We start from the raw sequence: 26578 nt of genomic DNA, 5'->3' as shown, positions 1-26578 counted from the left end.
CGCAATATAAGGAGCGAAGATGAAACTGAGTAAAATTGCCCTCGTGGGCGGCATGCTGGTCATGGCTATCGGCGGAATTGGCGGCGTGATGCTGGTAGGTTATATCGTTATTCTGCATGGCGCGTGATATGACGCAAAACGCGCTCAAACAGGCGGTCGACAACAATTGCCGCCAGCGCAACCAGTAGAGCGCCCTGAATCACGTATGCGGTGTTAAAACCGCTCAGGCCAATGATTATCGGTGAACCTAAAGTGCTGGCACCCACGGTTGACGCAATCGCCGCAGTACCAATATTAATAATCACCGATGTTCGGATGCCTGCCAGAATCAGCGGTGCTGCCAGTGGCAACTCCACTTTTCGCAGCATTTGCCAACGGCTCATCCCGGCTCCCATCGCAATTTCTTTTGTCGCTTCCGGCACCGCCCCTATTCCTGCCAACGTCCCTTGTAAAATGGGCAACAAACCGTAAAGCACGAGCGCGATAATGGCAGGCTGTTGGCCAAAACCCATCACCGGAACGGCAATCGCCAACACTGCCACCGGCGGGAAGGTTTGCCCGGCAGCGGTAATAGTTTCAACCAGAGATCGAAACTCCAGCCCCGCCGGGCGCGTTACCGCAACACCCAACCCGACGCCAATCACAATCGCCACCACGCTGGAAACACCGACCAGCATCAAATGTTTAAATGCCAGCGCCATAAAACTGTCTTGAAGATAAACCGGCCTTTCCAGTTCTGGAAACAGCCAGCTGAACAACGTGCTGCTGTACGGCATCACCGCCAATAATGCGATGAATACCGCAATCAGCCACAATAAGGGGTCACGTAGCAGGCGCATTTTCACCCTCAATTAAATCACTAAAATGCAGTACGCCGCAGGGTTCGCCGTGCTGATTCACCACCGGCAACTGCCGGCACTGGCGATGGACAAACAATGACAGCGCTTCACGTAACGTGACGGATTCGCTTATCGGCTCACCTTCTATTCGCTCATGAGTTCTCACCCGGTCGGCAACATGGCGCAGCGAAAGCAGCCGCACGCCCAGCTCGCTGCGACCGAAGAAATCACGCGCAAAATCCGTCGCCGGGCGGGTTAACAGTTCCAACGGCGTGCCCTGTTGAATCACCTGCCCGTTGTCCATCAGCACAATACGGTCGGCAAGCGTCAGCGCTTCGTCGATATCGTGCGTGACCAGCACAATCGTGCGCCCGAGCAACTGGTGAATACGGATAATTTCCTGCTGTAGCGCCCCACGAGTGACGGGATCGAGCGCGCCGAATGGCTCATCCATCAGCAGCACTTCCGGGTCAGCCGCCAGCGCCCGTGCCACGCCGACACGCTGCTGTTGCCCACCAGAAAGCTGGTGCGGATAGCGGTCACGAAACTGCGCGGCTTCAAGGCCGAGTAAGTCCAGCAATTCGTCGATACGCGCGTTGATTCGCGCTTTCGGCCACTTTAGCAATTGCGGCACGGTGGCAATGTTCTGCGCCACATTCCAGTGCGGGAACAGGCCGATAGATTGAATCGCGTACCCCATCCGGCGGCGCAGCGTTTTCGCATCAAAATTACGGATTTCTTCTCCGGCAAAGCGGATTCGCCCGGTATCGTGCTCCACCAGGCGGTTAATCATTTTCAGCGTGGTGGACTTGCCCGAGCCGGAAGTGCCAATCAGCACCGTGAACTGCCCTTCTTTGATGTTCAACGACAAATCACTGACCGCCGCCTCGCCCTGGAAAAACTTGCTGACATTTTCAAATTCAATCATGGCTGTTTTTCCTCAAGCAATGAGATAAACAGTTTAAAAAGTGCGTCAAAAACAACCGCCAATGCAATAACCGGAATCACGCCGAGCAACACCAAATCCAGCGCGCTACTGAGCAGCCCCTGGAAAATGATCGCCCCGAAACCACCGGCCCCAATCAGCGCGGCAATCACCGTCATACCGATGGTTTGCACGCAGACGACGCGCAGGCTTCTCAACAAAACCGGCAGCGCCAGTGGCACTTCGGCCTGCCAGAATATCTGCCAGCGCGACATGCCCATGCCTTCGGCACTTTCAATGATATTGCGCGGGACTTGCTGCAACCCGGCGACCACACCACGCACCAGGGGCAATAGCGCGTACAACACCAGGGCGATTAACGCTGGAGCGATGCCAATCCCACTCACGCCGAGCGAAGCCAACCATGGTGCCAGTTTGACTAACCCCGCCAGTGGCGCAATCAACAAACCAAATAAGGCTACCGACGGCACGGTTTGAATGACGTTGAGCACCGAAAACACCGAGGATTGCCAGGCCGAACGGGTATAACAAAACACACCTAACGGCACGCCAATCAATAATGCGGGCAACAACGTTCCGACCAGCAAAGCCAGGTGGCGCAATAAAGCATCGTCAAAAACTTCCTGTCGATTGGCATACTCTTTTAGCAAAGAAAGATCGGCAAAGTACCCGCTGAGTAACAGACCAAGAGGCACAATCCAGATTTGCAGATTCAGCAGCAATCGCCACAGCGCTTTTGCCGTCAGGCGGTTGATAACATCGGCACACAGTAGCAAGCACAGCGTTAACGACATCCACAATCCGCTGCCGGGCGATGTCCGCGCAAGCGTGCTGCCTTGCTGAGCAAATTGCGTCGCCGTTTGTCCAAGCCGCCACAAAATGGCGATGAACAGAAACTCGCCCACCATGAGAGTCAGCAACAATGGGAGTGGCCGACATGGTGTCAGCACGAGGATTGCCAGAACGAATACCGGGACAGAGAACAGCAACCAGGTTTGCGCCGGGAGTTGGCTGAGCGCGATAGGCTCCCCGGAAACCAGGCGGTTGGGCGCAAAGTTGATAAACGGTAATACTGCGCCCGCCACTACCAGCAAAAAAACCAGCAGTAGCAAGACGCGATTATGAATTTTGGGCAAACGAACGTCCTGTTTTTTTATTTCACAAAACCTGTTCCACAAAAGCTATTTCACGAAGCCTTTTTGTTTCAGGTAGTCAGCCGCCACTTTTTTGGCATCTAACCCTTCCACCGCGATACTGGCGTTAAGCTGTTGTAACGTTTTTTCATCCAGAGATGCAAACACAGGTTTTAGCCAGGCGTCCAATTCCGGGTAGGCTTTTAGCACCGCTTCACGCACGACAGGTGTTGGCGCGTAGATTGGCTGCACGCCTTTCGGATCGCTCAGAGTTTGCAAACCGAGTGCCGCAACAGGGCCATCCGTTCCATAGGCCATTGCCGCGTTCACGCCAGAAGTTTGCTGCGCCGCCGCTTTGATGGTGACCGCCGTATCGCCACCTGCCAGCGATAATAATTGCGGCTGTTCGAGTTTAAATCCGTAGGCTTTTTCAAAAGCAGGAAGCGCATCGGAGCGTTCGATAAATTCAGCGGAAGCCGCCAGTTTAAATTCACCGCCTTTTTTCAGATACGCGCTGAGATCGTCAAGCGAGGTGAGTTTGTTTTTTTCAGCCAGGTCTTTGCGCACCGCAATGGTCCAGGTATTGTTTGCGGGCGCGGGTGTTAGCCACACAAGGTGATTTTTTTCGGCATCGAGTTTTTTGACTTTCTCGTAGCCCTGCTGCGCATTTTTCCACGCCGCATCTTTTTCATCTTTGAAGAAAAACGCACCGTTACCGGTGTATTCCGGGTAAATATCCAGCTCGCCTGCGGTTATCGCTCCACGCACAACGGGAGTGGTTCCTAATTGCACTTTATTGACGGTTTTAACGCCGTGGCTATCCAGTACCTGCAAAATGATATTACCGAGCAACGACCCTTCGGTATCAATCTTAGAGCCGACTTTGACTGGCTCTGCGGCGTGCGCCCCTGCGGCTAACAATGCTAACCCTGCCATGCTCCAACGCGCTGCTAAGTTCATCGTGCTTCCTCACTGTTTTTCTTTGCTTAAAAATCATGGAGTCGCAAAAGTTTAGCTGAGAATTTGAAGGTTGGCTGGACGAAACGGGGAAGAATAAGAAAAGAGCCGGAAACCGGCTCTTGATTTGGAGTTGCGTCAAGGCGTACGGACGCAGTTTGTCGGTCGGATAAGCGAAGCATCCGACACCACCATTACTTCAGTTCAAACTCACCCTGCTTAACGCGCGCAGAATCCAGCCCGATGAACACGTTAAACTTGCCTGGCTCGGCGACGTGCTTCATCTGCGCGTTCCAGAATTTCAGCGCTTCTACGTCAATCGGGAAGCTCACGGTCTGGGTTTCGCCAGGTTTCAGCGTCACTTTCTTAAAGCCTTTCAGCTCCTTAACCGGGCGACTCATAGAAGCCGTCACATCCTGCAAATACATCTGCACCACGGTTTCGCCCGCACGGTCACCGGTGTTTTTCACTTCAACAGAGGCTTCTACTTTGCCATCCGCTTTCATGGAAGGTGCCGACATTTTCACATCCGAAACGGTGAACGTGGTGTAGCTCAGGCCGTAACCGAACGGGAACAGCGGGCCGTTAGCTTCATCAAAGTAACGCGAAGTATATTTGTTCGGTTTTTCCGGATTGTACGGGCGACCAGTGTTCAGGTGGCTGTAGTACGTCGGGATTTGACCCACAGAGCGCGGGAAGGACATCGGCAGTTTGCCTGACGGGTTGTAATCGCCAAACAGGATATCGGCCACCGCGTTACCGCCTTCAGTCCCGCTATACCAGGCTTCCAGCAGCGCGTCGGCCTGTTGGTTTTCTTTCACCAACGCCAGCGGACGTCCGTTCATTAATACCAACACCAACGGTTTGCCGGTGGCTTTTAACGCGCTGATTAAATCGCGCTGGCTCTGCGGCAGAACCAGGTCGGTACGGCTTGATGCTTCGTGCGCCATACCTTGTGCCTCACCCACTACCGCCACAACCACATCAGCAGATTTTGCGGTGTTAACCGCTTCGTCGATCATCTCTTTTGCAGAACGTGTATCCACGGAAACCGCAGGTTCGTACTGGTTGAGGAATTCAACAATGCCTTTATCGTCGGTGACGTTAGCGCCTTTGGCGACAACGATTTTAGCGTTGTCACCCACCGCGGTTTTAATGCCCTGCAATACAGTAACAGTCTGGTCGGCAACCCCTGCGGCAGACCAACTGCCCATCATGTCGCGTTTGCTGTCAGCCAGTGGGCCAACCACGGCAATGGTGCCGGATTTTTTAAGTGGCAACGTTTGCAGGCGGTTTTTAAGCAGCACCATGCTTTCACGCGCCACTTCACGCGCTTCTTTACGATGCAGACGGCTTTCGGCGTTGGTGTCTTCCGGGTCTGATTCTTTCGGGCCTAAGTGGCTGTATGGATCGTTAAACAGGCCCATATCGTATTTCACGTTCAGCACGTGGCGGGTTGCATCATCCAATTCCGCCATCGGCACTGCACCGCTTTTCACCAGTTCCGGCAAGTATTTGCTGTAATACTCGTCGCTCATACTCATGTTGATGCCGGAGTTCAGCGCGATACGCACCGCATCTTTCGGGTCACTTGCCACACCATGCTTGATCAGCTCTTTAATGGCACCGTGATCGGAAATAGTGATGCCTTTAAATTTCCATTCATCGCGCAGAAGATCTTTCAAAAGCCATGAATCAGAAGAAGCTGGCGTGCCGTTCAGTGAGTTCAGCGCTACCATTACGCCACCGCTGCCCGCATCCAGAGCGGCTTTGTACGGCGGCATGTAGTCGTTGAACAAACGCTGCGGGCTCATATCAACGGTGTTGTACTCTTTGCCACCTTCGACTGCGCCATAGGCCGCGAAGTGTTTCACGCTGGTCATCACGGAATAGCGATCTGCCGGACTTTTGCCCTGCATCGCTTCAACCATGGTGCGCCCCATAATTGAAGTCAGATAAGTATCTTCACCAAAGCCTTCGGAAACTCGGCCCCAGCGCGGATCACGCGAGACATCAACCATCGGCGCCCAGGTCATGTTCAGGCCATCGTCTGCGGCTTCATAAGCCGAAACGCGCCCTACCGTTTTCACCGCATCGCGGTTGAATGAAGAGGCTAAACCGAGGCTGATTGGGAACACGGTACGTTGACCATGAACCACGTCATAAGCAAAGAATAATGGGATTTTCAGGCGGTTAAGGCTCATCACCTGATCTTGCATAGTACGAATGTCGTGGCGGGTGACGGTATTAAAAATCGCGCCCACCTGCCCGTCTTTAATCATCTCGCGAATGGCTTCTTTCGGGTTATCCGGACCGACACTGATTAAACGCAACTGGCCGATTTTCTCATCGGTGGTCATTTTCTTCAGCAAATCAGTGACGAAGGCGTCACGCGCTTCTGGCGTTAGCGGGTGCGGGCCAAACATTTCGTTCGCCAGCGCAGGTTGCAGCGCAAGGCTAACTGCGATACTTACAGAACAGAGCCATTTCATCGACATTACTCTCTTGCTCAGGCCGCCGCAGTGGGCAGCACGAAGTGATAAGACGTGCAGTGTGCCACAAGGTTAAAGCGGTAAGAAGAGTCGCCCCGGTGTTATATGCTGATTTTCCGAACGTTTAAGAAGATTCATTATCGATTTGCGAGCTATGCTTGTAGTCGTCAATATTTTCCCAAGGAGCGGATAAATGCCTAACCCTACCCCATCCCAAAAACAAACATTTATAAACGAACTGAACCGTCTGGTGGGCAGCCAGCATGTGTTAACGGATGCGGCTAAAACCGCGCGCTATCGTAAAGGTTTTCGCTCCGGCCAGGGCGACGCGTTAGCCGTGGTTTTCCCCGGCACGCTGCTTGAGTTATGGCGCGTACTGAGCATCTGCGTCAGCACCGACAAAATCATTTTGATGCAGGCCGCCAATACCGGACTGACCGAAGGTTCGACGCCAAACGGCAATGATTACGACCGTGAAATTGTCATTATCAGCACCCTGCGTCTGGATAAATTGCAGCTGCTGGATGGCGGCAAGCAGGTGCTGGCCTTCCCTGGCAGCACGTTGTATCAACTGGAAAAAGCGCTCAAACCGCTGGGACGTGAACCCCATTCGGTGATTGGTTCGTCGTGCATTGGCGCGTCGGTGATCGGCGGGATCTGTAATAACTCCGGCGGCTCGCTGGTGAAACGTGGCCCGGCGTATACCGAGATGGCGCTGTATGCGCGCATTGATGAGCAAGGTAAGTTAACGCTGGTGAACCATCTGGGTATTGATCTTGGTGTTACGCCGGAACAAATTCTCGGCAAGCTCGATGATGAACGCGTCAAACCTGAAAACGTGCTACATGATCAGCGCCAGGCATCTGATAAAGATTATGCTGAACGTGTACGCGATGTGGATGCCGACACGCCATCACGCTTTAACGCTGATCCAAGCCGCCTGTTTGAAGCCTCAGGTTGTGCCGGTAAATTGGCTGTTTTTGCGGTACGCCTCGATACGTTTGTCGCCGAAAAGCAAAATGAAGTCTTTTACATCGGCACCAATCAACCAGATGTGCTGACGGAAATCCGCCGTCATATTCTGGCTAATTTTGAAAACCTGCCGGTGGCGGGCGAATACATGCACCGCGATATTTACGATATTGCTGAAGTGTATGGCAAAGACACTTTCATGATGATCGACAAGCTGGGCACCGACAAAATGCCGCTGTTTTTCACACTGAAAGGCCGTACTGACGCCTGGTTTGAAAAAGTCCCGTTTGTTAAACCTCACTTTACTGACCGTGTGCTACAGCGCGTGAGCGGCTGGTGTCCGAGCCATTTGCCTCCACGCATGAAAGAGTGGCGTAGTAAGTACGAACATCATTTGCTGTTGAAGATGTCGGGTGACGGTATTAGCGAAGCCCGCAACTGGCTTGAGAGCTATTTCCAACAGGCCGAAGGGGACTTTTTTATCTGTACCCCAACCGAAGGCGCGAAAGCGTTTTTACACCGTTTCGCCGCAGCCGGAGCCGCTGTACGTTATCACTCCGTTCATGCCAATGAAGTGGAAGATATTCTGGCGCTCGATATTGCCTTGCGTCGTAATGACCAGGAATGGTTCGAGCAATTACCAGCGGAAATCAGCAACCAGATTAGTCACAGCCTGTATTACGGCCACTTTATGTGTCATGTATTCCATCAGGATTACATCGTCAAAAAAGGGGTGGATGTTCACGCGTTGAAGGAGCAGATGCTCGAACTGCTCCGCACCCGGGGTGCGCAATATCCGGCGGAACATAACGTCGGACATTTATACGAAGCCCCAGACAGCTTAAAACAGTTTTATAAGGCAAATGACCCTACAAACAGTATGAACCCAGGCATTGGCAAAACCACGAAGCATAAATGGTGGGAGGAGCAAACCTGTAGCCATACTCATCACCACGATCCCCATTAAGTTTGGGTGTCAACCACCAGATCGGGGGCTATTCCTCGCTTACTTTTCGTACTAGATTAGACTATCGCAAAGTGGTGTGACCACATGCCACTTTGGTTCTTTGCGTACAGGAGCGAGAAATGTCAGTGCTCGAAACATTGCCAATAGCACGGTTGCAGGTTCGTGACGCAACGCCTGATGATATCCCGGCCATCACCGCTATTTATGAGTGGCATGTATTGCATGGCCGTGGATCTTTTGAGGAAACGCCGCCCACGCAGGCTCAAATGTCTGAACGCTTGCAAGCCGTTCGTTCCCAGGAACTTCCCTGGTTGGTCGCCTTGCATAGCGGCATTGTGGTGGGTTATAGCTACGCAACCGCTTATCGCCCGCGTCCGGCGTACCGTTTTACCCTGGAAGAATCCGTTTACATTGATGCCAGCATGACCGGGCGAGGTGTCGGGCGCGAGTTATTAACCCAATTGATCGCTATCTGTGAGCAAGGCCCATGGCGACAAATGGTGGCCATTATTGGCGACGGTGAAAACAACACGGGTTCATGTCGTCTGCATAGGCAGTTAGGTTTTGAAGTGGCCGGGCAGTTGCGAAGTGTTGGGTTTAAGCTTGGGGCGTGGCGCGATACGTTGATTATGCAGCGTCCGCTCAATGATGGCGACCGGACGCTTCCCTGATATCCGTCATACTTCAAGTTGCAGCTTTGTTGGCTACGCTCATTCGCCCGAATCACTTAGTTCACTAAGCTCATCGGGACTCATTCACTTGCCGCCTTGCTGTAACTCGAATTATTTAGGGTCTCGTTTGATTTGCCTTAATCGTCTAAGGCATTGCCCTGCGTGCTATTGCTCGCCATTTGCGCCGCTTTTTGCTTTTTATAAGCCAGAGCGGAACCTGGAACTGGCGTCACTTTGCCGCTTTCCAGGTAATTACGCAGACGGTTTGCATCCGCAAAGTGCGTATATTTCCCGAATGCATCCAGCACCACTAATGCCACCGGACGATTGTTGATCATGGTGCGCATCACTAAGCAATGGCCCGCGTTGTTCGTAAAACCGGTTTTAGTCAGCTGAATATTCCATTTGTTGTTGTAAACCAAATGGTTGGTGTTACGGAATGGCAGCGTGTACGGCGGGTTGGCGAAGGTCGCCATATCTTCTTTGGTGGTACTCAACTGGCCAAGCAGCGGATATTGCTTCGAGGCAATCAGCAATTTGGACAAGTCACGCGCCGTGGAAACGTTCTTAATCGATAACCCCGTCGGCTCGACATAGCGCGTGTGGGTCATGCCAAGAGATTTCGCTTTCGCATTCATCGCGCGAATAAATGCGTTGTAGCCGCCAGGATAATGGTGCGCGAGACTCGCCGCTGCACGGTTTTCCGATGACATCAGCGCCAGGAGCATCATATCTTTGCGATTAATTTTGCTGTTCAGACGAACGCGAGAATAAATCCCTTTCATTTCAGGCGTCTGGCTGATGTCGACACTCAGCATTTCATCCATTGGTAATTTGGCATCCAGCACCACCATCGCCGTCATCAATTTGGTAATGGATGCGATGGGACGAACCAAATCCGGATGGCTGGAATAGAGAACTTTATTGGTTTGCAAATCGACAATCATGGCGCTACCGGAAGCAATTTCCTGCCCGGCAGACTGTTGTACGGTCGATGATACGGAAGCTTTATTCGCGGCCTGAGATGCGAATGGTACGGCAATCATCAGCGCAAGGCTGAGCAATGAGAGACGGATTTTTGTCGGCATGGTGACACTTCTGTAATTATTCAAAAAAATAATGTGTCCTTCGAATCTCTTCACAGCGCGTATGAATAGATGAGGCGCCAGCATAATACGCTGACGCCCCGGAAAACTGCCACAATTGATTCGTAACAATTATCAGAACAGGCGATATCCATAACCCCAGAGAATCACACTGAGCGCTAACAGCACCTCCAGCACCAGCACACCAATGGCGAGCGTTGAGCTAGAAAAGCTCATCCCCTCTTCTTTATTGATGCCCAGGAACTCAGGTACGCCGACATACAGCAGATAACCGGTATAAATCAAAGCTGCCGCCCCTACCAGCACACACAACCACACCAGCGGATAAAGTGCCACCAGGCCACTTAAAAACAGCGGGGTTGCGACATAGCCCGCAAACACCATGCAACGAGCCAGTGACGGACGATGCGGATAATTTCGCGCCATCCACCAGATAACGCGCCCCATCACGGCAACGCCTGCCAACATCAGTGCATAAAAAAGTACGCCTAAATAGAATCCGGTAAACATCGACAATTGAACGAACGTACCGTCACCAAAGTTCCAGCCAATTTGGGTTGTGCCAATAAATGCACAGATAACCGGAATGGCCGCCATGATTAGCACATGGTGAGTGTAGTGATGCGATACCGTTTCGTTCTCGCGTTTTATGGTCTGCATTTCACGATTCGGGTGGGAGAATAGTCCCCAGACATGACTCATAACGCCTCCTGACAAACGAGTGAGCACAGTCAAAGTATAATGCACAGCGGCTTGATTGTTTTTTAATCAGTTGAAAATAACCAAGGTGAGAGGGTTAGCGAATTTAATACCGTTACGTTGACGAAACGGCAAAAGCGTCATATTTAAATAACCTACCGACTTATTCCTTCCAGGATTGTTCCCGATGTAGTGCCGTAACCAATGAGCCTGTCGTCACAAGATGACCTTGTTGTTTCTCACCCTTGGTGAGAAACGCACACTTATTGGAATTTACGGAAAACATCATGTTAAAAGCACTTCACCAGGCGCTGGCTGGAAAGCCATGGCTGCAATTACTCGGCTGGTCTTTTATTGTGTCCTCTATCGGGAACGGCCTGACCTATATCGTTATTTTCAGTGAATTAATTCGTCTTTCTGTGCCACCCGCATCGCTGGCTATCGCCTATGTGCTATCCACCGCACCCGGTTTAATCGGCAGTAAAATTGGGGAACGGTTTTGCAGCAAGGCAAACCCATTTCAAATTCTGATTGCCGGTGAATGCCTCGGGCTTTTAGGGCTTGCAGCCCCTTTTATTGCGGTGATGAATGGCTCTGTGGCGCTATTTTTTGTCGCACAGAGCATCTCTGCATTTACCATCGGCATGACCTTCCCGGCCATCAGCAAAATATTTAAAACGGGCCTTAGCGAGAAAGAGCTTCCGGCGGCGACCGCACTCGAAACGCTAATTTTTGCCTGCAATGTCATCTTTGGCGTTGGGCTGGGGCTGATATTGCTGGGGCATATCAGCGTTATCACATTATTGTTCATCGACCTGGGAAGCTTCGCTGTTGCACTGATACTGCTGGGTTTGACTAAGTCACAGTTTCACCAGAGTTTTTCTGTCGTATCCGTATCAGCGGCAAAAGTCCGTTGGCGATCGATTTCCGGCACACAGCGACGGGCAATTTTGCTTTTACCACTGCTGGCTTGTGCCGGAGCACCGGCAATGGCGCTGTTACCGAGTTTGGTTCCAGCAACTTTTTCTGCCCGTGAAGCACAAAGCCTGGCGCTGGCCTTACTTTTCGCGCGCAGTCTTGGGCAATTAGTGGGACCGTTAATTCTGAATCCGGAAAAATTCGAAAAATACAGCAACAGCAATCTGCTGATGCTCGGATGCCTGTTCATTTTTATCGCCTGTTACGGGCTGGTTCCTTTCATGCCGTCACAATATCCGGCGCTGATACTGGTATTTACCGCCCACATTTTCTCGAATGTCGTTGCCTCGCTGGCGGTTTATGCCCTACTGAGAAAATTTAATGAAGATCTGGTTCCCGGAGCCATAGCCAAAAGCTATCGCTGGCAGATGATCGTCACGTCTGTGGTTTCCGTTGGCGCAGGTTACAGCGCCCAATATTTTGGCGTGGTGTACGCACTTTATTTGTTCAGCGGGGCGGGATTTGCACTGATTGTTGTGCTGTCGTTCAGCGGGCATTGGTTAAAACAAAAGTCCGCCGCGTTAAGGATTGAATAGCAAATACGGAGGAACACAGCAGCAAGCGCTATACTGTTGTTGAACAACAACAAGGAGTTACATAATTCACTGTGGATATTAATAATCTGATTGAGCATTACGGTTATGCCGCACTGATTATTGGCAGTATGGCAGAAGGGGAAACCGTGACGCTGCTAGGCGGCGTTGCGGCTCACCAGGGGCTGCTGAAATTCCCACTGGTGGTACTGTCTGTGGCGCTCGGCGGAATGATTGGCGACCAATTGTTGTATCTGATTGGCCGCCGCTTCGGCGGCTCGATTAAAGAGCGTTTCAAAAAACATCAAAAGAAAATCAATAAAGCGCAGCGGCTGATCAACCGCCATCCATATTGGTTCGTGATTGGCTCGCGCTTTATGTACGGTTTTCGTGTGATTGGTCCCATTTTGATTGGGGCCAGCCGCCTGCCGCCAAAGATATTTCTGCCGCTCAACATTCTGGGTGCCATTCTTTGGGCAATGCTGTTTACAACACTGGGGTATGTCGGAGGAGAAGTGGTTGGCCCATGGCTACATAACCTGGACCAACATATTAAGCACTGGATTTGGCTGCTGGGCGTGGTTGCCGTGGTCTGGCTGGCGCGTTACTGGTTTAAACATCGCGAGAGCAAACAGCAAGATTAGCCTTTGGGTTTGAAATGAGGGTTGGCGAACATAAAACCGCCATCTACGATAAACGATTGCCCGGTGGTGTAACTGGCGCTATCTGAACATAGCCATGCGACCAGGCTGGCAATTTCTTCCGTTTCCCCTGCTCGCCCGAGCGGGATTTCAGGGATTTTGCTTTTGGCTCCGTCGCCTTCGCTCATGTTATTCATCGGCGTGGCGACAGCACCTGGCGCCACCGCATTCACCAGAATTTTGTGATGAACCAGTTCCATTGCCATTGATTTAGTCAGCCCGCCCAGTGCATGTTTGGCGGCAGTATAAGCGCAGGCATCCGGCAGCGGGGTGTGCTCGTGAACGGAGGTGATATTCACAATCCGCCCACCCTGCCCCTGCGAAACCATCGCCCGCGCGACTTTTTGTGAACATAAAAATGCGCCGTCCACGTCCACAGTAAACAGCTCTCGCCACTCTTCGAGAGTGACATCAAGAAACGCATTTTTACTCATCGCCCCGGCATTATTCACCAGCGCATCGACGCGCCCGAAGCGAGCAATCAGCTCATCAATACCCGCAGCACCGTCTGGCAGATGGGCTAAATCGAGTTGAATTGTTTCCGCTCGCCTGCCAAACCCTCTGACCTGACGCGCAGTTTCTTGCGCGCCTTGTTCATCAGAATGCCAGGTGATGCCCACATCGAACCCTTGCTCAGCCAGTATCAACGCACATTTTTTGCCGATACCGGAATCCGACGCCGTGACGATAACCACTTTATTCGCCGTACTCATCACCACCTCCAGGCTAAGTTCAATCAGCTTTTAATTATAGGAGGTGGCGAGAGAATCGCGTCTGTTATGCCTTACCAGATTGATGATAACCGCCACCGAGCGCAGAGATTAACTGCACGTCAGCATTGAGCCACTGCCCGTGGAGTTGAATGGCTTTCGCCTGTTCTGACAGCTCCGGCAAGGTTGCAGCACTGAATCTGGCTCCTGAAATCACACCTGCTTTATAACGCGCCTGAGCAAGAGTTGTGAGTTTATGAGTGGCTTGCAATACCGTCTTCTGATGCTGGTTTTCAGCCGCTACGGCATTCAACTGGCTGGCCGCTTTTTCAACGTCATTCACCGCACCGACCACCGCTTTGTTGTAGCTGGCAATCGACAAATTACTTTCTGCGCGAACAATATCGAGATTCGCGTTCAGTCGGCCACTGTCGAAGATAGGCAGCGTGAAGCCGCCGATAATACCCATTTGCTGAGCCGAGCCACGGAACAAATCACTCAGGTGCAGTGCATCATTTTGCAGGAACGCCCCCAGGTTCACATCCGGGTAAAACGCAGCTTTTGCGGCATCAACACTGCTCAATGAGGATTCGATATACCAGTGCGCTTCCTGAAGGTCCGGGCGGCGAGCCAGCAGTTCATACCCCATATTTTCAGGCACGCTCGATTTCACTTTCGGCAGTTCGACACGTCGGATATTGGAAGCCGCATGCGCATCGCCGGTAATTGCAGCAAGCTGCGCTTTAGCAATATTGATGCGCCCTTCGATGTCATCGAGTTGCTGCTGAGTTTTCACGTAATCAATATTGGGTTCAACATTATCAACCGATGAATTGATCCCTCGCGCATAAAGTTTTGTCTCGACATCAACGATATTTTTCTGTGCTGCGAGGGTTTGCTGTTTGACATCTTTTAACGCCAGCAGCGTTTGCATATCCCAATACAAGCGCACGACGTTTGCCGAAATCACCTGTTTGGCCTGGGCAAGTTCAGCCTGTTTCGCTCTCATGACGCCCACTTTCGCTTCCACTTCCGAGCGATTTTTGCCCCACAAATCCAGATCCCAACTTGCCGTCAGCCCAAAGGTACCGTTGGTGTAATACGGGCCGGTGGTGCCAGCCGCCGGGTCAGTCAATGCGAATGGACCCATCACCCCTTCCTGAGACATTTTCTGACGCTCAATATTGGCGGAGAAATCCATTTGCGGGCCGTCACTGGCCTCCTGCATTTGCGTCTGCGCCTGCGCAAGTTTAATGCGCTGCTGCACGACGGCCAGATCCGGAGAGTCTTTCAGCGAACGTTCAACCAGCGTATTAATCTGGCTGTCATGATAATCACGCCACCAGTCACTGCCCGGCCAACCATGCGCCAGTTCAGGAGGTAGTTTGGTATCCAACTGTTGTGGAGGAGTTTTTTGTGCGAGAGGTGCATCGTTATTGTGCATTGGCGCACAGCCGGACAAAACGAGCATTAACGCGACGCCAGTCGCCGCGAGAGGGAAACGTGAGGAAGTCATAATTAGCCACAGAGTAAAAGAAAGTGCTCAGGTTACGCATTCCATAGCGCAAAAGTTTAGGTATCAGTGGCAATACACACGAGGTTAATAAGGGATACAATTTGAAACTAGTTTATCTACATTACTATTACCGTGATAAAAATATCACAATCAAATATCACTATGGTGATTAAATTTTGACATAGCTTCACCTTTCCACCCGTTTGCGCTCAGCACTCGGCGTTACGCCAAAAACTTTCTTATACGAGGTGGTGAAATGGTTGCTGTTGGCAAAGCCACACAAAAAAGCCACTTCGGTAATCGTCATGTCGGTTTCTTTGAGCTTGACTCGCGCCGAGACCAGGCGCAGGCGTTTCAGATAGTTTTCCGGCGTCAGCCCCGTCACCTCTTTAATATGTCGTGACGTGGTACGTTGAGTCAGGTGAAACTGATTTGCCAGTTGCTGCCAGTCAATCTCGTTAAAGCAGTTTTCTTGCAAATAGCTGAGTAACTTATGCAGTTTGTAGCGGGTATTGCTGTATTCAGCCTGCGACTGCGCATAAATGATTTGCGTCACTAAGGTAAAAAACAGCGACTCTTTTAAAGCCTGATTTTCAACGCCCGAACTCTGCTGATGGAAAATGTCGTTAATCAACCGTTTGCAGTGTGCTTTAGTCTCCGGCGTAAGCCAGCCGTAATTTGCCGCCGTGTTGCCCGCAATACGGTTCAATAATTGTTCTATTCCGGTTAAATAAACAAACTCCAGCTGCGGATTAATTAAAATATTGATGAGCTTTAAGGTGCCCAATTCATCGTAAAAATGAACATCGTTCTCGCCAATAAAAAACACATCGCCCTGCTGGATAAAAATCGGCTTGCCATTAATCACATGCAGGCCGTGCCCTTCCTCAACAATCACCAGTTCCTGAAAGCTATGGCTATGCTCGCAGTTGTTGTCTTCCGGGTCGCTGGCATAAAGAGAAAGCTTGGTCTGCTCATCGGGAAAATACTTACTGACTTCTAACTTATTAATCATTACGTTCTCGCAAAACCCACCACTCTGGACTGTGGGAAAAATAAAACACTCCGGCCTAAATAACGATCCCGATTTTTTAAATTGTGACAACCAACCACTGCACCCCACTGAAAATGCCATTCACTAACAATTACTGGCAGCCTGAGAATAGATGAAAAACAGAGTTGCCCTCTAAACTCGGCTCATTGCTTCATCATTAAGGGCTCGGTATGTCACAGGCATTGCAGAAAAATGGTCATCTAAAGATGGTTCGTCATCCACATATGTTGGCCAAAGCACAGGAACTCATTCCTGAACTCTATCACCATGATGTTCTCCCCCAGGCGATGATTAGCGCGCAGCCGGATGCGCAGCAAATTCACGGTTGGCGAGCGGATGTCGTGAACAGCGCAGAAGATTTCTTCCAATACGATTTCGCGCAGGGCGAGCACGTCATTATTGATTTCGGCAAGCATTGCATCGGTTACCTGGAGTTTACCTGCGAAGCGGTCGGCAGCCCGCCAGATGCTCCAGCGCATCTGCAATTTATCTTTGGTGAAACGCTCGCAGAAGTGGTTGAGCCTTTTTCTGAATATAACGGTTGGTTGAGCAGCAGCTGGCTCCAGCAGCAGGACTGTTATCTGGATGAATTGCCAGGCCATACGCGACTTTCACGTCGTTACTGCTGCCGCTATCTGCGCATTAACGTTCTGGCGCTGTCACGCAAATTCCAACTGCGTTTTACCTCTCTGAAGCTCGATACCGTCACTTCCGCGTCGCTTGCCACCCTACCCGCCTGCGAGACCGTGGATCTTCAGTTAAAACGCATTGATGAGGTGGCCGTTAACACCCTGAAAAACTGCATGCACGACGTATTTGAAGACGGACCCAAACGCGACCGCCGCTTGTGGCTCGGTGATTTGCGCCTGCAAGCGCTGGTGAATGATGTCACGGTGCAAAATTACTCCCTGGTCAAACGCTGTCTTTATCTTTTCGCTGCCATGACGCGGGAAGATGGCATGGTGTCGGCGAATATTTTTGTTAAGCCGCAAGTCATTGCTGACGATACTTTCCTGTTCGATTACGCACTGTTTTTTGTCGATGTGCTGCAAGAGTACGTCGCGGTGACTGATGACAGCGAAACACTGGCGCAGCTTTGGCCGCTCGCCTGGCGGCAAATCGAGCTGGCCATGGCGCGAGTCGCTGAAAACGGTATCGTGCGTGACAGCAGCGACTGGTGGTCATTTATTGACTGGCACGAAGACCTCAACAAGCAAGCGGCGTCTCAGGGGGTGCTGATCTACTGCCTCAACAAAGCATTAATGCTGGCGCGTACTTATGACAGCAGCAAAGTCACATGGCTTGAAGCACAGATTACGACGCTGAAAAGTGCGGCACTGCGCGAACTTTGGGATCCACAAAGCGGCTTTTTCGTCAGTGGTGAATCGCGACAAATTTCCTGCGCTTCGCAGGTCTGGCTGGTGTTGGCAGATGTCGGTACGCCGGAAAGCCAACGCCAGTTGTTAGCCCATCTGTTAACTCATCCACCGGAAATTCAGATGAACACGCCCTACATGATGCATCATTACGTCGCGGCGTTGTTGCAGGTGAATGAGCGAGAGCAAGCCACTCACGAGATCAAACGCTACTGGGGGGCGATGGTGGAACACGGAGCCGATACCTTCTGGGAGCTTTTTGATCCGCTACGGCCTGATTTTTCCCCTTATGGCAGCAAGCTCATCAACAGCTATTGCCACGCCTGGAGCTGCACTCCTTCGTGGTTCATTAGAAAGTACCTACTGTAAAACAACAACGTCGAGAACCTACTTATGTCTACCTCTACTGTATGGCGGCAACGCTTCGGCTACGGCATTGCGGACTTGTCCTGCAACCTCGTGTGGCAAATGATCTCGTTGTACCTGATGTACTTTTATACCGATGTGATGGGGCTACCCGCCTATTATGTTGGCCTGATGTTCCTTGTGGCACGTCTGGTGGATGGCGTCGCGGATGTACTGATGGGGCTGGTGATTGATAACACCAGCACCCGTTGGGGCCGCTGCCGCCCTTATCTGCTGATTGGTGCGGTGCCTTTCGGCTTGCTGTGTGTGCTGGCGTTTTACGTACCCGATTTTGGCACCACAGGCCGGCTGATTTACGCCTTCATCACCTATTTGTGTCTGTCGTTTCTCTATACCATCGTCAACATCCCGTTCTGCGCGATGCTGCCCTTCCTGACCAGTGAATCCAAAGAGCGCACCACACTTTCAACGGTACGCATCTTGCTGGGCTCGCTAGGTTCGACGATTGTCGCCGTCGCCACATTGCCGCTGGTAAAAGCGCTGGGCCAGGGCAATCAGGAGCACGGTTTCTTATATACCGCGATGGTATTTGGCGTGATTGCGACCTTCTTTTTGCTGATTAGCTTTCGCAATGTCGAAGAGAAAATCAATATCACCTCAGAAAAGATGACCTTAAAACGTGCCTGGGTCAGCCTGCGCAATAACCCGCCGTGGTTTGTTTTTGCAGTGAATATCTTCCTGATGTGGGGTGCCTTTTTCTTCCAGACGGGCGCACTGGTGTACTTCTTTAATTACTACGTCGGCAATAGCGAATTAACCGCGCTGGTGGCCGGGATCTCCACCTTCGTACCATTATTGGGTACGCTGACGGTTCCGTTGCTGGCAAAACGCATGAAAAAACGCCACGTCTATCTTGTCGCCTCTGCTATAAACCTGGCGGGTATGGCGGTGATGATTTTCGCAGGTGTGAACGTGATGGCACTGGTCGCAGGGGCAGTTATTTTGTCACTTGGCGCCGGGCAACGTACCGCGATTTATTTCTCAATGCAGGCGGACCCGGTTGATTACGGCGTCTGGAAAACCGGAATTAATACCGCCGGAATTTTAACCTCCATTAATGGTTTCCTGGGTAAAGTGGCGATGGCCGGTGCGGGCGCTATTACCGGAATTATGCTCTCCGCCAGCGGTTATGTGGCTAATCACGCACAAAGTGTTGATGCTTTATTCGCGATCAAAGCCTGCTATCTCTATATTCCTGCGGCGCTAATTATCGTCTCAATGTTGTGGATAGGTAAATTTTATCGCCTCGATGACCATTACGAACAAATCCGTGCCGATTTAGATTCTGGTATTAACGCAGCCAATTCAGACCCTGCATTTAATTTAAATAAGAGTCGTGCGATGTAATCAAGAAGTTTAATTAAAAAACACCTCTGGTTTTTACAAGGAATTAATTCATGCGTATCACAAAGATTCGCGCAGGGATTCTCTGCGCCTTTTTTGGGCTGGGCTATTACTCCTCAGCTCAGGCTTCAACTCCCTTATCAATAGAACAAAGACTGGCATTGTTGGAGTCGAGATTAAATCTGGCCGAACGAGAAGCGAGTGAAGCCAGGCTCCGGGCTGATAAAGCAGAAAAGCGCACCCTCGCCGCCGAACAACAGCTTGCGCAGGTAACGAAGAAACAAGAAAAACAAACACAACAGATCGAAACGGTGGAAAAAAATAAACGTGATGATGGCTTTGAGTTTTCCGCTTACGCCCGTTCAGGGCTGCTGATTAATGAGCATGGGAAAGGTGGTCGCGGTGGACCAGGTGTTTCACCCGCAAGTTCATTAAATGGGGACGCACATGTCGGGCGCCTCGGCAATGAAAAAGATAATTACGTAGAATTAAGTTTCAATAAGAAAATGAGTTTTGATGACGGTTCATGGGCACATTTCAAAACCATGTTGGCCGATGGGGCTAATAACCCTGACCCATGGGTTCAGGATAATGACAGCCATCATATCAATATTCGCCAGCTTTATGTCGAAATGGGTGATCTGGCAAGCTTCGGTGGCGTCGCGGAACACGCCATATTATGGGCAGGCAAGCGCTTTGACCGTGATAATTTCGACATTCACTTTACGGATAGCGATATTATGTTCCTCGGTGGAACCGGGGGAGGAATAAATGATGTGCAGTGGACGGATAAATTAAAATCTGACTTTAACGTTTACGGGCGTAATTTTGGCGACCTCGGCAGCGATAATTACAACGACAATGACATTCAGAACCTGATGTTTACGGCCAATAACTTCTACAACAACTGGCAATTGATGTTAACCGGCATGACAGCGCAAGGAAATGACGACTTAAAAGACAACACCTCAACCACCGGAAGCTACGCTTTGCGCAGCGATAATACCGCCAAAAATGGCTATTACGCGATGTTGGCCTACCATGATAAATCCAGGTTCTATGGCCTGGCCCCGGGTGTTTCTGAGACAGCGCTACAGTATGGCGGTGGCTTGGGCGCAGAAGCACGCCAGCCTGGTAGCGACGGGGATTTAACCGAGAATGCGAAATCCTTACGCTTTGCCTCTTACGGCATCGTACCGGTGAGTAAAAACTGGGAACTGGCTCCATCGGTTATTGCCCAGCACAGTGAGGACCGTTATCGCGATGGCGATCGTTACGATTGGGCGACCTTTAACCTGCGCGCTTCACAGGCCATTACGCAAAACTTCGCCCTGCTTTATGAGGCCTCCTGGCAATATATGGATTTAGATCCGAATGGCCGAAGCTACACCTCGGACGGATCAACCTATAACTATCAGGCGGTAAAAGGGGACTTCTACAAGCTGACCTTCGCACCAACCTTTAAAGTCGGCAATGTCTTCGATATTAAAGCTCGCCCAGAAATTCGCTTCTTTGCCACGTATATGAACTGGTCAAAAGAGCTGGATCATTATGCCATCAATGATGATTTCGGCAGCACGGGCTTCACCGCAGGCGGGAACTGGAACTTCGGCGTACAGTCGGAAATTTGGTTCTGACAGGAAAAGCTCCACCCTTAACCTGGGGAACCCTTTCCCCAGGTTAATAACTTCATTAGACTTCTTCTGCCAATCACGGCTTTGCGAACAGGAGTTGCAATGACACAAAATATCTATGATAACCCGGCATTTTTTGAAGGATACGCCACTCTTGACCGCTCCATTAAAGGGTTAGATGGCGCACCGGAATGGGCAACCATACAAACATTTTTACCACCGTTACAAGGTAAAACGGTGGTGGACTTAGGCTGCGGATACGGTTGGTTTTGCCGCTACGCACGTGACCAGGGTGCAGCAAATGTGTTGGGCCTGGATGTCTCGTTGAAAATGCTCGAAAAAGCACAGGAAATGACCACGGGCGCGGGCATTGTTTATCGCCGTGAAGATCTGGAGCAGTTACAGCCGGAAGTACAAAGTGTTGACCTGTTTTACAGCTCGCTGGCGCTGCATTATCTGGAAAATATTCCGGCACTTTTCAACACGCTTTATCAGGCGCTGGTTCCCGGTGGCATGCTGGTGTTTTCGGCAGAGCATCCGATTTATACCGCCCCGTTGCAACAAGGCTGGATGACCGATCAGACCGGGCAAAAATCCTGGCCGGTGAATCATTATCAGCTGGAAGGCGTGCGTATCAGCAACTGGTTTGCGGACGGCGTGAAGAAACAACATCGCAAACTTTCGAGCTGGATAAACGCGCTGATTGCCAGCGGTTTTATTATCGAAAAACTCGATGAATGGGGGCCAGACGCTGAACAAATCGCCCAGAACCCGGCGCTTGATGAAGAAAAAGAACGCCCGATGATTTTCCTGCTTGCTGCGCGTAAGCCTCTAATCTAATTCACTTCAATTTATCTCAATTTGCGTTTATGGGGAGGCAACTCCCCCCGCCCCGCACTTCCTTGCCTATACTGTTTAAACACTAGCCATAAGATAGGGAGTCGTGATGAAAATTATTCTTTGGGCAATTTTGATTATCTTTATTATTGGCTTATTGGTCGTTACTGGCGTGTTTAAGATGATTTTCTGAAAACAGCGGGTGCCACCACAATGGCGGCACCCCTTTGTTAGCGTCGTCCCCTCGCTTCCTCTTGTGTATTCATTTCCAGTCAAAACCGGTTCACCTTGCAGACACTGCCCGCGAAGCTTTATTATCACTCCAATTGATTGGAGAAATAATGACTATCAAAGAAAGTGATTTTCGCAAAATAGACCTCAACTTATTGATTGCGTTTGCGGTTTTATTTCGCGAACAGAGCGTGTCTCTGGCGGCGGATAAACTGCACCTCGGCCAGCCCGCAGTCAGCGGTTCGCTGGCACGTTTGCGTGAAATGTTTGATGACCCGCTTTTTATTCGCAGCGGCCATCGTATGCAGCCCACGGCGCGTGCAACGGAGCTGCATACAGAATTAATGCCATTGCTGGAACAGTTGCAAAGCGCACTGTTCCAGCAGGCGGAGTTTCACCCCGCTTCAGCAAAAGCGACAATCACCCTCGGCATGACTGACTGGGTAGAAATGTGGCTGATGCCACAACTGCTGCCAGCGCTGCGCGCGCAAGCGCCAGGCGTGCGCCTGAATGTCGTCGCCAGTGACCCTTTTACGGACGCGCAGCGCCTGGAAGGTGGGGATTTGGATATGGCCATCAGCGTGGCAAACCAGTCCGCTCGGTGGATGGAACGCGAACTTCTGACGCCGATGGAGTTCGTGACGCTCTGGCATCCGTCGCAATTGCAACTCGCCGCCCCGCTTTCTGCGGAGATTTATGCTGCGCAACAGCATGTTTTGGTGAGCTACCGCGAAGCGACCAGCAGCCATATCGACACCGTGTTAGCCCGGCAAAATTTGAAACGTGAGATTAACTACACCACCCCGCACTTTTCCGCTCTGCCGGGACTATTAAGCATGATGCCGATACTGGCAACTGTGCCGCAGGGGTTGTGTGAAAATTGGCAGAAAACCTGGGGACTGTGCTGCAGCCCGGTGCCGCTGGATATTGCGCCATTTGAAGTGGCGTTGTTGTGGCATCAGCGCCATAACAGTGATGCGGCGCTGATGTGGGTGCGCGGGTTTATTAAGCGAATGGTGAGTGAGCGGGGTTAACCCCCGCCCCAACAATTATCCTTTCAAACTCGCGCCATTGGTCGCAATCACTTCTTTATACCAGTTGAAGCTTTTCTTGCGTGAACGTGCAAGCGTACCGTTACCTTTGTCATCACGATCCACATAGATAAACCCGTAGCGCTTAGACAACTCCGCCTTCGATGCACTCACCAGGTCGATCGGTCCCCAGCAGGTGTAACCCAGCACCTCAACACCATCTTCAATCGCTTCGCGCACCTGAACTAAGTGGTCGTTGAGATAGCTGATGCGATAATCATCATGCACCGTCCCATCGGCTTCGAGTTTATCCTTCGCCCCTAAGCCGTTTTCAACAATAAACAATGGCTTCTGATAACGATCCCACAGCTTGTTGAGCAAAATACGCAGGCCGATTGGGTCGATTTGCCAGCCCCATTCGGAACTCGCCAGGTGCGGGTTTGGCACCATGTTTAGAATATTGCCACGCGCTTTCTCATTGAGTTCTTCATCAGCAGTGACACATCCGGACATGTAGTAACTAAAGGAGATAAAGTCGATGGTCGCTTTCAGCGCTTCGCGGTCGCTCTCAGAGATTTCCAGCTTGATGCCGTTGTCGCGGAAATAGCGCAGCATATACCCCGGATATTCACCGCGACATTGCACGTCGCCAAAGAACAACCAGTTGCGATTTTCCTGCATGGTTTCCAGCACATCTTCTGGCTTGCAGCTCAACGGATACACCAGGCCGCCCAGCAGCATGTTGCCGATACGCGCATCAGGAATGATTTCGTGGCAGGCTTTTACCGCCAGCGCACTGGCAACGAGTTGGTGGTGAATCGCCTGGTAAATTTCAGCTTTACTGCTGGTTTCAGAGATCCCAACGCCCGTCATCGGCGCGTGCAGCGCCATGTTGATTTCGTTGAACGTCAGCCACAGCTTCACTTTACTTTTGAAGCGTGTGAATACGGTACGCGCATAACGCTCAAAGAAGGTGATGGTTTCACGGTTGCCCCAGCCACCGTAGTTTTTCACCAGGCCCCACGGCATTTCGTAATGCGAAAGCGTGACCATCGGCGTGATGTTGTGTTTCGCCAGCTCATCGAACAGACGGTCATAGTATGCAAGACCCGCCTCGTTAGGCTGCGTTTCGTCACCGTTCGGGAAGATACGTGTCCAGGCAATGGACACGCGCAGGCAGCTAAACCCCATTTCCGCAAACAACGCGATGTCTTCCGGGTAGCGATGATAGAAATCGATCGCGATATCTTTAAGGCCAAAATCACCCGGCTTGCGCTCAACGGTGTCGCTTAATACGCCATTCGGTTGCAGGTCAGAAGTGGAAACACCCTTCCCATCCTCAAGCCATGCGCCTTCTACCTGATTTGCAGCGATCGCGCCGCCCCACAGAAACGTTTTAGGAAATGCTTTCATTTACTTCTCCTTTGTTTAGAACCGTCAGGAACGGCATACCTGAATCAATTACATGGTCATTAGTATTTCGCATCACACTCGCGTACTCGTCGCTATTGCTGATAATGACGGGGGTTGCGAGGTCGTATCCGGCATCCAGAATCGCTTGCCTGTCGAACTCAATCAGCAAATCGCCGGGCTTAATTTTGTCCCCCACTTTCACATGGGTGGTGAAGTACTGACCATTCAGTTTTACCGTATCAATACCAATATGAATCAGCACTTCGATGCCGCTATCGCTAAGCAAACCAATGGCGTGGCGGGTCTGGAATAACGAGGCGACTTCACCATAAAACGGTGCGATAACTTTGCCGGTCAGCGGGATTATCGCTGCTCCTTCGCCAAGCAAACCGCTGGCGAAAGTGGAATCTGGAACCTGATCCATCGCCAGTACCGTTCCGCTCATCGGCGCAAGGATTTCGTTCTCGCGCGGTTTCGTCACAACAGGCGCGTTAACTTCTGTACGGGGTAAACCCGCGATGCATGTCAGAACGCAGGCTAATACCAGCGACAACAGCGTTCCGAAAACAGCGCCCCACACGGTTGCATCCACGCCGCCTGGCGGAATCATTTGCGCGAAGGAAAAGATGTTGGCGAAGCCAAACGAATAGACGTTTGTCTGGCTGAACCCAACAATCACGCCGCCAACGGCACCGGCAATACAGCCGAAGATAAACGGGCGGCGATTAGGCAGCGTCACCCCATACACAGCAGGTTCAGTTATACCGAAGATCCCTGCGGTGAACGCGGAGCCTGCCAGCACTTTAAGCTTCTTATCGCGGGTACGAATGAATACACCTAAGGTCGCGCCCACTTGTCCCATAACGGCGGGCAATAACAGCGGCATCATCGTGTCGTGACCGAGCACGCTCAGGTTGTTAATCATCAGCGGGACTAATCCCCAGTGCAGTCCGAAGATGACGCACACCTGCCAGATAGCCCCCATCACACCGCCTGCAAGCCACGGTGCCAGGGCATAAATTGCCTGATACCCATGAGCTAACATCTGGCTTAGCCATGTCGCGACCGGGCCAATCAACAGAAAGGTCAGTGGAACCGTGAAGGCAAGACAAAACAGCGGGGAGAAGAAGTTACGCATCGCAGAGGGCAACAGCTTGTTGCCCTGTTTTTCCAGCCAGCAACTCACCCACGCGGCTAAAATAATCGGGATAACTGAAGAACTGTAGTTAATAAAAGTGACAGGAATACCGAGGAAGTATTCGGTGGCGGCACCCGCCTGGCTACTGGCCTCTAAGGCCTGCATCACCACCGGATGCGTCAGCGCCCCACCGATAGCCATGGTAACGAATGGATTCCCGCCAAATTTTTTACCTGCCGTGTAGCCCAGCGCCAGAGGGAAGAAGTAAAACAGCGAATCACTGGCGGCGAACCACAGTTTATATGTCCCGCTTTCGGTCGTTAGCCAGCCAAAAACCACCGCCACGGCGAGCAAGCCTTTGAGAATACCGGAGGCCGCCATCACACCGATAAACGGCGTAAATACTGCTGATACAATATCAATCAAGCGGCTGAGAATATTAACCTTTTCACCCGGTTCAGACGCTGGCTGAACGCCATCTTCAACAATTCCGGCCTCAGCACACACCGCGTTGTAAACATCGTGAACATGATTACCAATCACCACCTGGAACTGCCCGCCGCTTTCCACCACCATAATCACGCCAGGGTTATTTTTCAGCGCCTGCGCATCAGCCTGTTTCTGATCTTTGAGCTTAAAACGTAAGCGCGTGGCACAGTGGACCAGGCTGATAATATTTTCTCTCCCACCGACATGGGTCAGAATATCTCTTGCAACATCTTGATATCCCATCATTCTTTCCTTTCACCTTTCGGCATATATGACTGAGTAAAGTAAAAAAAAACCTGAGACCGACTTCCCTCAAGGAGAAGCCAGTGCTCAGGTTTTGCCTGCCGCAGCAGTAACAATCCGTTTTTGTTTTCGTCGGCCTTTC

23 protein-coding genes are annotated in these 26578 nt (G+C 51.3%); 11 read left to right on the top strand and 12 right to left on the bottom strand.

Going from position 1 to position 26578, the window contains the following annotated elements; all coding sequences use genetic code 11:
• Positions 1-19: 19 nt before the first annotated feature.
• Positions 20-127 (top strand): membrane protein, encoded by a 108-nt coding sequence (locus GBAG_RS23060; protein ID WP_034494204.1) that lies wholly within the window; start codon positions 20-22, stop codon positions 125-127.
• Here GBAG_RS23060 and GBAG_RS05930 read toward each other — a convergent pair.
• The 5 genes from GBAG_RS05930 to bglX form a co-directional block, all read right to left on the bottom strand.
• On the bottom strand, positions 108-839 hold the full coding sequence (locus tag GBAG_RS05930; RefSeq protein ID WP_034494203.1) for an ABC transporter permease: 732 nt from the start codon (positions 837-839) through the stop codon (positions 108-110). The genes GBAG_RS23060 and GBAG_RS05930 overlap by 20 nt on opposite strands.
• Positions 823-1767, bottom strand: coding sequence for an ABC transporter ATP-binding protein (locus GBAG_RS05925; protein WP_034494202.1), 945 nt, complete (start codon positions 1765-1767; stop codon positions 823-825). The genes GBAG_RS05930 and GBAG_RS05925 overlap by 17 nt, the downstream gene beginning before the upstream one ends.
• A complete protein-coding gene (locus GBAG_RS05920) occupies positions 1764-2921 on the bottom strand; it encodes an ABC transporter permease (protein WP_034494201.1) in 1158 nt (385 codons plus the stop codon). Before GBAG_RS05920 ends, GBAG_RS05925 begins: the two co-directional genes overlap by 4 nt.
• A 45-nt stretch (positions 2922-2966) precedes the next feature.
• Positions 2967-3878 (bottom strand): glycine betaine ABC transporter substrate-binding protein OsmF, encoded by a 912-nt coding sequence (gene osmF, locus GBAG_RS05915; RefSeq protein WP_034494200.1) that lies wholly within the window; start codon positions 3876-3878, stop codon positions 2967-2969.
• Positions 3879-4069: 191 nt separating this feature from the next.
• Positions 4070-6367 carry a beta-glucosidase BglX gene (bglX, locus tag GBAG_RS05910; RefSeq protein ID WP_034494581.1) on the bottom strand — a complete coding sequence of 766 codons (2298 nt, stop codon included), beginning with the start codon at positions 6365-6367 and terminating at the stop codon, positions 4070-4072.
• A gap of 193 nt (positions 6368-6560) precedes the next feature.
• Between bglX and dld the strand changes: the two genes are divergently transcribed.
• Positions 6561-8306, top strand: a complete 1746-nt coding sequence (dld, locus tag GBAG_RS05905; RefSeq protein WP_051873646.1) for a D-lactate dehydrogenase — start codon at positions 6561-6563, stop codon at positions 8304-8306.
• A 119-nt stretch (positions 8307-8425) separates the two neighbouring features.
• Positions 8426-8977, top strand: a complete 552-nt coding sequence (locus tag GBAG_RS05900; protein WP_034494199.1) for a GNAT family N-acetyltransferase — start codon at positions 8426-8428, stop codon at positions 8975-8977.
• Positions 8978-9114: 137 nt separating this feature from the next.
• Here GBAG_RS05900 and pbpG read toward each other — a convergent pair whose 3' ends face one another.
• Together pbpG and GBAG_RS05890 are read right to left on the bottom strand one after the other, a co-directional pair.
• On the bottom strand, positions 9115-10065 hold the full coding sequence (pbpG, locus tag GBAG_RS05895; protein ID WP_034494198.1) for a D-alanyl-D-alanine endopeptidase: 951 nt from the start codon (positions 10063-10065) through the stop codon (positions 9115-9117).
• Between the two features lie 132 nt (positions 10066-10197).
• Positions 10198-10785 carry a Yip1 family protein gene (locus tag GBAG_RS05890; protein ID WP_034494197.1) on the bottom strand — a complete coding sequence of 196 codons (588 nt, stop codon included), beginning with the start codon at positions 10783-10785 and terminating at the stop codon, positions 10198-10200.
• A gap of 284 nt (positions 10786-11069) precedes the next feature.
• Between GBAG_RS05890 and GBAG_RS05885 the strand changes: the two genes are divergently transcribed.
• Together GBAG_RS05885 and GBAG_RS05880 are read left to right on the top strand one after the other, a co-directional pair.
• Positions 11070-12296, top strand: a complete 1227-nt coding sequence (locus GBAG_RS05885; RefSeq protein WP_034494196.1) for an MFS transporter — start codon at positions 11070-11072, stop codon at positions 12294-12296.
• A 71-nt stretch (positions 12297-12367) separates the two neighbouring features.
• Complete coding sequence (locus GBAG_RS05880; RefSeq protein WP_034494195.1) at positions 12368-12937, top strand: DedA family protein; 570 nt, start codon at positions 12368-12370, stop codon at positions 12935-12937.
• On the opposite strand, the gene GBAG_RS05875 is transcribed toward GBAG_RS05880, so the two are convergent.
• From GBAG_RS05875 to GBAG_RS05865, 3 genes are all read right to left on the bottom strand, one after another.
• Positions 12934-13707, bottom strand: coding sequence for an SDR family oxidoreductase (locus tag GBAG_RS05875; RefSeq protein WP_034494194.1), 774 nt, complete (start codon positions 13705-13707; stop codon positions 12934-12936). The genes GBAG_RS05880 and GBAG_RS05875 overlap by 4 nt on opposite strands.
• 64 nt (positions 13708-13771) lie before the next feature.
• Entirely contained in the window at positions 13772-15220 is a 1449-nt protein-coding gene (gene mdtQ / locus GBAG_RS05870; protein WP_051873645.1) for a multidrug resistance outer membrane protein MdtQ, read from the bottom strand.
• Between the two features lie 187 nt (positions 15221-15407).
• Positions 15408-16232 carry a helix-turn-helix domain-containing protein gene (locus tag GBAG_RS05865; protein WP_425591292.1) on the bottom strand — a complete coding sequence of 275 codons (825 nt, stop codon included), beginning with the start codon at positions 16230-16232 and terminating at the stop codon, positions 15408-15410.
• Positions 16233-16444: 212 nt separating this feature from the next.
• Here GBAG_RS05865 and GBAG_RS05860 point away from each other — a divergent pair, with 212 nt between their 5' ends.
• The 6 genes from GBAG_RS05860 (at position 16445) to GBAG_RS05840 (ending at position 23156) form a co-directional block, all read left to right on the top strand.
• A complete protein-coding gene (locus GBAG_RS05860) occupies positions 16445-18019 on the top strand; it encodes an alpha-L-rhamnosidase-related protein (RefSeq protein WP_034494191.1) in 1575 nt (524 codons plus the stop codon).
• Between the two features lie 24 nt (positions 18020-18043).
• Complete coding sequence (locus tag GBAG_RS05855) at positions 18044-19423, top strand: glycoside-pentoside-hexuronide (GPH):cation symporter (protein WP_034494189.1); 1380 nt, start codon at positions 18044-18046, stop codon at positions 19421-19423.
• A 50-nt stretch (positions 19424-19473) separates the two neighbouring features.
• Positions 19474-21057 (top strand): carbohydrate porin, encoded by a 1584-nt coding sequence (locus tag GBAG_RS05850; protein ID WP_034494187.1) that lies wholly within the window; start codon positions 19474-19476, stop codon positions 21055-21057.
• A gap of 99 nt (positions 21058-21156) precedes the next feature.
• Complete coding sequence (locus GBAG_RS05845; RefSeq protein ID WP_034494185.1) at positions 21157-21894, top strand: class I SAM-dependent methyltransferase; 738 nt, start codon at positions 21157-21159, stop codon at positions 21892-21894.
• A 106-nt stretch (positions 21895-22000) separates the two neighbouring features.
• The gene (gene yohP, locus GBAG_RS23160; protein ID WP_072011146.1) at positions 22001-22084 is read left to right on the top strand and encodes a small membrane protein YohP; all 84 of its coding nucleotides are present in this window, start codon (positions 22001-22003) and stop codon (positions 22082-22084) included.
• A 148-nt stretch (positions 22085-22232) separates the two neighbouring features.
• The gene (locus GBAG_RS05840; protein WP_034494183.1) at positions 22233-23156 is read left to right on the top strand and encodes a LysR family transcriptional regulator; all 924 of its coding nucleotides are present in this window, start codon (positions 22233-22235) and stop codon (positions 23154-23156) included.
• Between the two features lie 15 nt (positions 23157-23171).
• Here the strand turns inward: GBAG_RS05840 and GBAG_RS05835 are convergent, their stop codons facing one another.
• Positions 23172-24566 (bottom strand): glycoside hydrolase family 1 protein, encoded by a 1395-nt coding sequence (locus GBAG_RS05835; RefSeq protein WP_034494181.1) that lies wholly within the window; start codon positions 24564-24566, stop codon positions 23172-23174.
• A complete protein-coding gene (bglF, locus tag GBAG_RS05830; RefSeq protein WP_034494179.1) occupies positions 24550-26436 on the bottom strand; it encodes a PTS beta-glucoside transporter subunit IIABC in 1887 nt (628 codons plus the stop codon). Before bglF ends, GBAG_RS05835 begins: the two co-directional genes overlap by 17 nt.
• Between the last annotated feature and the right edge of the window lie 142 nt (positions 26437-26578).

The organism is Buttiauxella agrestis ATCC 33320, assembly GCF_000735355.1.
Lineage (GTDB): Bacteria > Pseudomonadota > Gammaproteobacteria > Enterobacterales > Enterobacteriaceae > Buttiauxella > Buttiauxella agrestis.
This window is presented reverse-complemented; position numbering and strand designations above follow the sequence as displayed.

Excerpts from the sequence above, each read along its gene's own strand:
- GBAG_RS23060 (WP_034494204.1), top strand. The coding sequence starts at position 20 with ATGAAACTGAGTAAAATTGCCCTCGTGGGCGGCATGCTGGTCATGGCT.
- GBAG_RS05930 (WP_034494203.1), bottom strand. The coding sequence starts at position 839 with ATGCGCCTGCTACGTGACCCCTTATTGTGGCTGATTGCGGTATTCATC.
- GBAG_RS05925 (WP_034494202.1), bottom strand. The coding sequence starts at position 1,767 with ATGATTGAATTTGAAAATGTCAGCAAGTTTTTCCAGGGCGAGGCGGCG.
- osmF (WP_034494200.1), bottom strand. The coding sequence starts at position 3,878 with ATGAACTTAGCAGCGCGTTGGAGCATGGCAGGGTTAGCATTGTTAGCC.
- bglX (WP_034494581.1), bottom strand. The coding sequence starts at position 6,367 with ATGAAATGGCTCTGTTCTGTAAGTATCGCAGTTAGCCTTGCGCTGCAA.
- dld (WP_051873646.1), top strand. The coding sequence starts at position 6,561 with ATGCCTAACCCTACCCCATCCCAAAAACAAACATTTATAAACGAACTG.
- GBAG_RS05900 (WP_034494199.1), top strand. The coding sequence starts at position 8,426 with ATGTCAGTGCTCGAAACATTGCCAATAGCACGGTTGCAGGTTCGTGAC.
- pbpG (WP_034494198.1), bottom strand. The coding sequence starts at position 10,065 with ATGCCGACAAAAATCCGTCTCTCATTGCTCAGCCTTGCGCTGATGATT.
- GBAG_RS05890 (WP_034494197.1), bottom strand. The coding sequence starts at position 10,785 with ATGAGTCATGTCTGGGGACTATTCTCCCACCCGAATCGTGAAATGCAG.
- GBAG_RS05885 (WP_034494196.1), top strand. The coding sequence starts at position 11,070 with ATGTTAAAAGCACTTCACCAGGCGCTGGCTGGAAAGCCATGGCTGCAA.
- GBAG_RS05875 (WP_034494194.1), bottom strand. The coding sequence starts at position 13,707 with ATGAGTACGGCGAATAAAGTGGTTATCGTCACGGCGTCGGATTCCGGT.
- mdtQ (WP_051873645.1), bottom strand. The coding sequence starts at position 15,220 with ATGACTTCCTCACGTTTCCCTCTCGCGGCGACTGGCGTCGCGTTAATG.
- GBAG_RS05860 (WP_034494191.1), top strand. The coding sequence starts at position 16,445 with ATGTCACAGGCATTGCAGAAAAATGGTCATCTAAAGATGGTTCGTCAT.
- GBAG_RS05855 (WP_034494189.1), top strand. The coding sequence starts at position 18,044 with ATGTCTACCTCTACTGTATGGCGGCAACGCTTCGGCTACGGCATTGCG.
- GBAG_RS05850 (WP_034494187.1), top strand. The coding sequence starts at position 19,474 with ATGCGTATCACAAAGATTCGCGCAGGGATTCTCTGCGCCTTTTTTGGG.
- GBAG_RS05845 (WP_034494185.1), top strand. The coding sequence starts at position 21,157 with ATGACACAAAATATCTATGATAACCCGGCATTTTTTGAAGGATACGCC.
- yohP (WP_072011146.1), top strand. The coding sequence starts at position 22,001 with ATGAAAATTATTCTTTGGGCAATTTTGATTATCTTTATTATTGGCTTA.
- GBAG_RS05840 (WP_034494183.1), top strand. The coding sequence starts at position 22,233 with ATGACTATCAAAGAAAGTGATTTTCGCAAAATAGACCTCAACTTATTG.
- GBAG_RS05835 (WP_034494181.1), bottom strand. The coding sequence starts at position 24,566 with ATGAAAGCATTTCCTAAAACGTTTCTGTGGGGCGGCGCGATCGCTGCA.
- bglF (WP_034494179.1), bottom strand. The coding sequence starts at position 26,436 with ATGGGATATCAAGATGTTGCAAGAGATATTCTGACCCATGTCGGTGGG.